Below are 6068 nucleotides of genomic sequence, written 5' to 3'. Positions count from 1 at the left end.
ATAGATAGTCTAGATGGAAGCTCATAATGGTAAATGTATTAGTATGTACATTTTACACCATAAACTCAGGAGAGCCGAGCTTGCTTTTCTTCGTTAGTAAGTAGACGAATTTCTAAATATCCCTCTAGGAAAGCTTGCCTGGCTTCCAAAGGCAATTTTAAGTATCGTGAATCAGCGTAAAAAGAGGCAATATCGTAAGTGCGCCAGCCAAGCCCAAAGAAATCAAAATCTATGGGAGTTATCTTGCCATCAGTAGAAATGAGTACATTTGAACAATCAACATCGCCATGACAAATCCCATACACAGGTGATGTTGCAGAAAGCGATAATATTGTTCTTTTAATTCTTTCAGAGACTAGGAAAAGATACTCTATATCATCTACACGATAGTATAAAACTTCTCGAATCATTCTCAGAGGTATTTCAAGCAGAAATTCTAAGTTGAGTGTAGGTCTTGTGAACGAATAAGAGCCAGATAATGTATCTGCAAACTTATGGATGTTTGATATAGCTCGTCCATATTTATAGTAATTTTCAGGTACAGGTACGCAGTTTAAAGTTTTACCTTCAATATAATTAAGCATTAGTGCGTAACGAGTCCCTTCTGGTGCAGGTAAAGTAAGAACCCTTGTTCCATCAACTTTTGGAACAACTATGGGAACGAATATACCTGCGTTATGCAAGTGTAATAGAAAATCACTTTCTGATAATATCTCTTCCAGAGTGCGTTTTCCTGAGCGGTAAACGCGAAAAATAAACAGCCCTTCACTGGAAGTAATTTTATAAGTATCTAAAAGCATACCTTTGATAAGTTGACAGCTTAAAACATTTAGAGCGTATGCTTCTGAAATTGTTTCAGCTAGAGCATTTACAGAAAAAAAAGATCGTAAAACTGGTAAGCTTTTAACTTGAAAAAAATTCGACATTGCTCAAAATTTAAATAAATTACTGTTGTCGAAAACTCGCTCTCGTTAGACATTCTCAGCATTTTTTTGGGCATCCTCTAAATAGGATGTCCAAGTGCGAGACACAGAACCGGAGTTTCTAACTCCATTTTCCAATTAATATCGAGAATCTTTGAAATAGCGGAATCAACAAAGCCACCTAGCCAAACTACACTAATGTTAGCCTCTACTGCAACAATATTTAAGGACATGGCTGCTGCGCCAGCTTCTAGGTAAGCATATCGACTTCCACGAATGCCATACTTAATCCAACTTCTATGAAAAACAGAAGTTAAGATTAGTAAAGCTGATGGACGCTCGATGCTTTGCATTGAAAGCGCCTCCGAAAGCTCGTTCCAAGGATTACCTATTTTTAGTGTTTCTAGTTGACGATCAAATGATTCATAATGATAAACTCCCGCTTCCAGTGAAGCTACATTGATGGCGGCAAGATACCACTCAATTGGCCACCTTAGACCAGCAGAAGGATAAACTCGGCTTGGAGGTTCTTCATTTCGAGTGCTGGCAACAGTTGCTAGCATCGTACTCACCGTTTCTAACGCAATAGGTTCCGGTGAAAATTGTCGCTTCGATGACCGATTTTCAAATACCTTGCTTAATTCGTTATCTTGATATGGAGAACGTAGTCCACTCAAATCAACTCTTGGTAAACGGCGATATTGCTTCCTATTTATAGATGTCCAGGAATTGGGAATATAACTTGCTTGGGGAGAAGAATCCTTGTGAATCCAAGTAGCTTCTTCAAATGCCTGAGCTAGTTGAATCCCCTGCCCCAATGGATCATTGTCTTTACTTGGTCTATCTGTAATATTCATATTGATTGCTCACAAAAAAGGATGAGGATATCTAAATTTCTGTCCTGCTGGAATAAGAGCTTCGACATTCAAACGCTGAGAAGCATTATCAATTCTTGGCAAGGCGAAGTCTTCCATTGACTCCGTTAAGTTTAGCGGTTGGTACTCTGGAATGATTACCTTTGTAATATGCCAACCCAATTGACGCAGACATTCAGGTGAGTTCGCTGTTAAGTCAACGAAATATGGAGTACCCCCATCTTGTATAACTGACTCAACTAACTCACCAAGAGAAAGTTCAGAGGGCATTTCAGATAAAGAAATAGAACAGGTGAATTGTTGAGTCCAATTTTTAAGAACCTCTGAAGCTTCATCTGTTAACCAATGTCTCGATCTATCGAGCAATGTATCAAGCGGCTTATTCTTTGAAAATGCTCCCGACTTGTCGAGTGTATATCGCAACCAAGAACGCATTTGGTAAGCTTCCTCAAGTGCTCCGACACAGGCGGTTAAGCTTGATTGAGAACATTTTGCACCCAGAGAACACCGAGGCCCAATACCTGTATCATCCCAAATAACTGCCATGCAAACAGATAAGGGAAGAGAACAAGGAAGTTGATATAGCTCACAGTGAAGATTATATCTTTCACCAGCCTCAATTAGTTGATTTAGAAGATTGCAGAAGTAAGTATCACCGGGAGTTAAATTTATACGATTTAATCTTAATTGTCTAAGCCAAGCAATCTGAAAAGCGTCTCTCTCTACAACTTCACAAAGACCACCATATAAAGCTCCCTCAAGTGTAGAGTGTGCTGCCGCACCTGTTGATACAGGCGATCTCCAAACAGCTTCATTATCTCTAAAAATGTGCGGCACAAAGACTAGCTGTGCAGGAAGAAGTGCAGGGATTTGTAAGTTTAAATTAAATCCTTGAATCCATGAAATTTTCTCGTTACGACGCGATTTATGTGGATATTCATCACCAATCACAAGTTGGAAAGGATCTAGCGCACACAAATTTTGCTGCACCAATTCCTGCCATGATTGTAAATCTCCCAAGTTCAGATTGACATTCTTCGAGATTGTATAACGCTCAACAGTTTCCCCCGCAAGTTTTGCGAGAGCTCTATCAAACTCCAGTGACGAACCTCCAGCGGCCTCCTGTGAGTTTTCATCTTTGATGTCTTTACTGGGTTTGACTTGAGCAGGAACAACCACAGCAGAGAGATGCCAAAGTTTCGGCTCGTCATGGTAAGGTGGAAAGTTAAACCAACGTGATGAAATTTCTTTTGATGGATGCAGAGTTGCCTTAAAGTCGATTATAGGAGCCTGATGAGGAAGCCAGTTTAAGTCTATATTCATGTTTCCGTACAGATATAAAGCATCTTGTGTCTATAAGAACTGCCAAGATGCTTAGCTAATTATTCCTTCAGGTTTAGAAACTTACTTAGAAGAAGTATCGCCCACACTGCGACGGGGTAAAGGAGATAGGCTGAATGAACTCTGATTCCCAGATGAACACTGATTTGATGAACTCAGCGAAGGAGATAGAGACTGCTTATCAAACAAATCGTAGTTCCACCAAAAACCATCACCAACAGTAGAAATCGGCACTTGGTTGTTATGGGTACTGGACATAGTTAACCTCCATTTATACTAGAGAGCGGAATCTTACTTGTCGTCAGACATCAGTAGATTTAGTCAATAACCAGATATCCCTTGATGCTTCTTCCATCATCCCTTACAAATCAAAGCTTTGTCTAGCCTAAAAATGTTCAAATTTGTCTCGATTTCGTCTTTCAATGATCCCATTTCATCAACTTTTGTTCAAAAATGTGGAAAAATGTCATAAACGTAAGCTATAATACAAAAAAACTCATTTCTTCCTACCCCAATGAGCCTAAAAGAAGCCTTAAAGCTGGCCGATAAGATAGTCTTCGAGAAAACTGGTGAACATCTAGACGACTTACAAGAAGCCGTACTCCAAGGCACTGTACAACGTCAGACATACAAGCAAATAGCCAAACAATTCGATTGTTCAGAAAGTAGTGTGAGGAAAGTAGGTTCTGAACTATGGCAGATACTTTCAGAATACTTAGGGGAAGATGTCAATAAAACAAATTTTCGATCGGCAATGGAGAGATTGCAAAACTCTAATGTTTTAAACTTTGCACATAACGTGAGCGGTAGTTTCAATATCTGTGGAGAAGGTAGACACCCGCCAGATATATCAAACTCACATAATGACGAAACAGCTAACTCAAAACCAACTCAAACTCTACATCAAGATTTAAGCGAAATGCCGGAATTGGGCGATTTCTACTCGCGCACTCCTCAACTCCAAACCCTCACAACCTGGATTCTACAACAAAACTGCCGCCTCATCACCCTCACTGGTATCAGCGGCATCGGCAAAACATCCCTAGCAGTAAAACTCGTACAACAAATCAAAGACGAGTTTGAGTACGCAGTTTGGTACACACTAGACGAATTCCCCACCATCGATAAATTTCAATCTAACCTAACACAGCTTTTTTCCCAGTCAGAAAACCCAGATTCATCCCCAACCAACCAGAAACGCTTACCACTAATTAAGTATTTGCAAAATCATCGCTGTTTAATAGTCTTGGATGACATTCACAACCTTTTCTGTAGCGGTGAATTAGCCGGAAAGTATAAACCAGACTACGAAGAATATCGCTCTTTATTCAAACAGATAGAAAAATTATCCCATCAAAGTTGCTTTCTGCTAGTCGGTTGGGAACCACCGAAAGAAGTTCCTCAACTCACAAGCGAAAATACTCCCATTCGTACCTTACAACTCACTGGCTTAGACACCGCAGCCGCACGGGAAATCCTCAGAGATAAAAGATTAACAGAAATCGACAACTGCGAAACACTCATTCACCGCTACCAAGCCAACCCCTTCTGGTTAAAAAGCGTGGCGACTCTGATTCAAGAGTTGGGAATCGGCGCGACTGAGTTATTAATAGATGATACCATATTGTTACCCGAAGATTTAAAAGATGTTTTACAGCAGCAGTACGATCGCACTTCCGAACTAGAAAAACAAGTCATGTCATTGTTGGCCACAGAAAACCAGCCAGTCAACTTCGGCAAATTGCTACAAAACGGACAAATATCATCATCAGATTTGCTAAACGCCTTGCAATCTCTATCGCGGCGCTGCTTGATTGAAAAAGAAGCAAGTCTTTACACTTTGTCACCTGTACTGAAGCAATATATCAAAGGATTGTAACGGAGATGTTGCACCCTTGTTAATAAACCTTTTATTTCTTAGTCTGCGGAGGCAGACTTTGTTTGACAAGAAGCGGTTTCAACCGCCCAATCATAAAGAGTGGTGACTGTGCTATCATAGAATACAAAACTTATTGAGTCGAGTTATATGACCACAATAACTACAGTCACAACAGCCTCCCAACTCGCTGATTATTACATCTGGTTTGCGAATGATGTAGGTTCCTATCTCAGCAACCACAAGCTACAAAAACTATTGTACTACGCCCAAGCATGGTATTTAGCTTTTGAAGATAAACCGCTTTTTGATGAAGATTTTGAAGCTTGGGTGCACGGCCCGACTATCCCGGCTTTATTTTACGAATACAAAGAACAATTTGACTGGAAGCCAATTCTCAAAGAAGTCGAAAAACCGGAGTTTCCAAAAGAAGTACAAGAGTTTTTAGACGAGTTATCCGATGATTACTTCTTTCGGGATGCCTATGAGTTAGAATTGATGGTGCGACGCGAAGATCCTTGGATTAATGCTAGAGGTGAGTTGCCAAGAGATGAACCTTCTCATGCTATTATTACGAAGGAATCAATGAGAAAATTTTACAAAACCCGTGTCATCGAAGAAGCATAAAAAAAGACAAGATACAGACATTCGCAGTCAACCATCTTCAGCAAGGAGAGAGGTTGTTAATATCCAAATACCCGAAGGAATTAGTTTTTCCTTCAGGTATTACCAGGATGATAAAGATAAGTTTTCAATTAGCGGTAGAGATGCTAAGTATCTAGCATCTCTATTGAGAAGGCTGCGCGATTTGTCACAATTGAACGCTCAAGAAGTTATCAATAATCAGAGTAAAAGTCTGCGCTGTCATAGCATAGTTTGGAAAAATACTACTGAGCCTAATGGCTTTGGGATTCCCAATGAAGCTGCGCTAGTCAATGTTCCCTACCAGTTTCAAATATCTGCTAATGAATACGGCATTGGAGTTTAGACTAAGCAAAAATTCACTCAGAAGAAGTTGAGTGTAAATTTTGTGAGTTTAGACAGAGGTAGAGA

The 6068-nt window shown here is 40.0% G+C and carries 7 protein-coding genes; 3 read left to right on the top strand and 4 right to left on the bottom strand.

The features are described 5' to 3' along the window. Positions 1–65 precede the first annotated feature (65 nt). The 4 genes from QUB06_RS33800 to QUB06_RS33785 form a co-directional block, all read right to left on the bottom strand. Positions 66–926 (bottom strand): phosphotransferase, encoded by an 861-nt coding sequence (locus tag QUB06_RS33800; protein WP_333439122.1) that lies wholly within the window; start codon positions 924–926, stop codon positions 66–68. A gap of 77 nt (positions 927–1003) precedes the next feature. After that, entirely contained in the window at positions 1004–1780 is a 777-nt protein-coding gene (locus QUB06_RS33795) for a SagB/ThcOx family dehydrogenase (RefSeq protein ID WP_333439120.1), read from the bottom strand. Positions 1781–1789: 9 nt separating this feature from the next. After that, positions 1790–3121 carry a YcaO-like family protein gene (locus QUB06_RS33790; protein WP_333439118.1) on the bottom strand — a complete coding sequence of 444 codons (1332 nt, stop codon included), beginning with the start codon at positions 3119–3121 and terminating at the stop codon, positions 1790–1792. An 81-nt stretch (positions 3122–3202) separates the two neighbouring features. Further along, positions 3203–3397: a hypothetical protein gene (locus tag QUB06_RS33785; protein ID WP_333439116.1), complete on the bottom strand. Its 195-nt coding sequence runs from the start codon at positions 3395–3397 to the stop codon at positions 3203–3205. A gap of 256 nt (positions 3398–3653) precedes the next feature. On the opposite strand from QUB06_RS33785, the gene QUB06_RS33780 reads away from it, so the two are divergent. The 3 genes from QUB06_RS33780 (at position 3654) to QUB06_RS33770 (ending at position 6003) form a co-directional block, all read left to right on the top strand. Continuing rightward, complete coding sequence (locus QUB06_RS33780; RefSeq protein WP_333439115.1) at positions 3654–5018, top strand: ATP-binding protein; 1365 nt, start codon at positions 3654–3656, stop codon at positions 5016–5018. Positions 5019–5165: 147 nt separating this feature from the next. Further along, a complete protein-coding gene (locus tag QUB06_RS33775; RefSeq protein ID WP_333439113.1) occupies positions 5166–5642 on the top strand; it encodes a type II toxin-antitoxin system antitoxin SocA domain-containing protein in 477 nt (158 codons plus the stop codon). Continuing rightward, positions 5623–6003, top strand: a complete 381-nt coding sequence (locus QUB06_RS33770; protein WP_333439111.1) for a hypothetical protein — start codon at positions 5623–5625, stop codon at positions 6001–6003. Before QUB06_RS33775 ends, QUB06_RS33770 begins: the two co-directional genes overlap by 20 nt. Positions 6004–6068: the final 65 nt, after the last annotated feature.

It is taken from the genome of Microcoleus sp. D2_18a_D3, from assembly GCF_036702455.1.
Classification (GTDB): domain Bacteria; phylum Cyanobacteriota; class Cyanobacteriia; order Cyanobacteriales; family Microcoleaceae; genus Microcoleus.
This window is presented reverse-complemented; position numbering and strand designations above follow the sequence as displayed.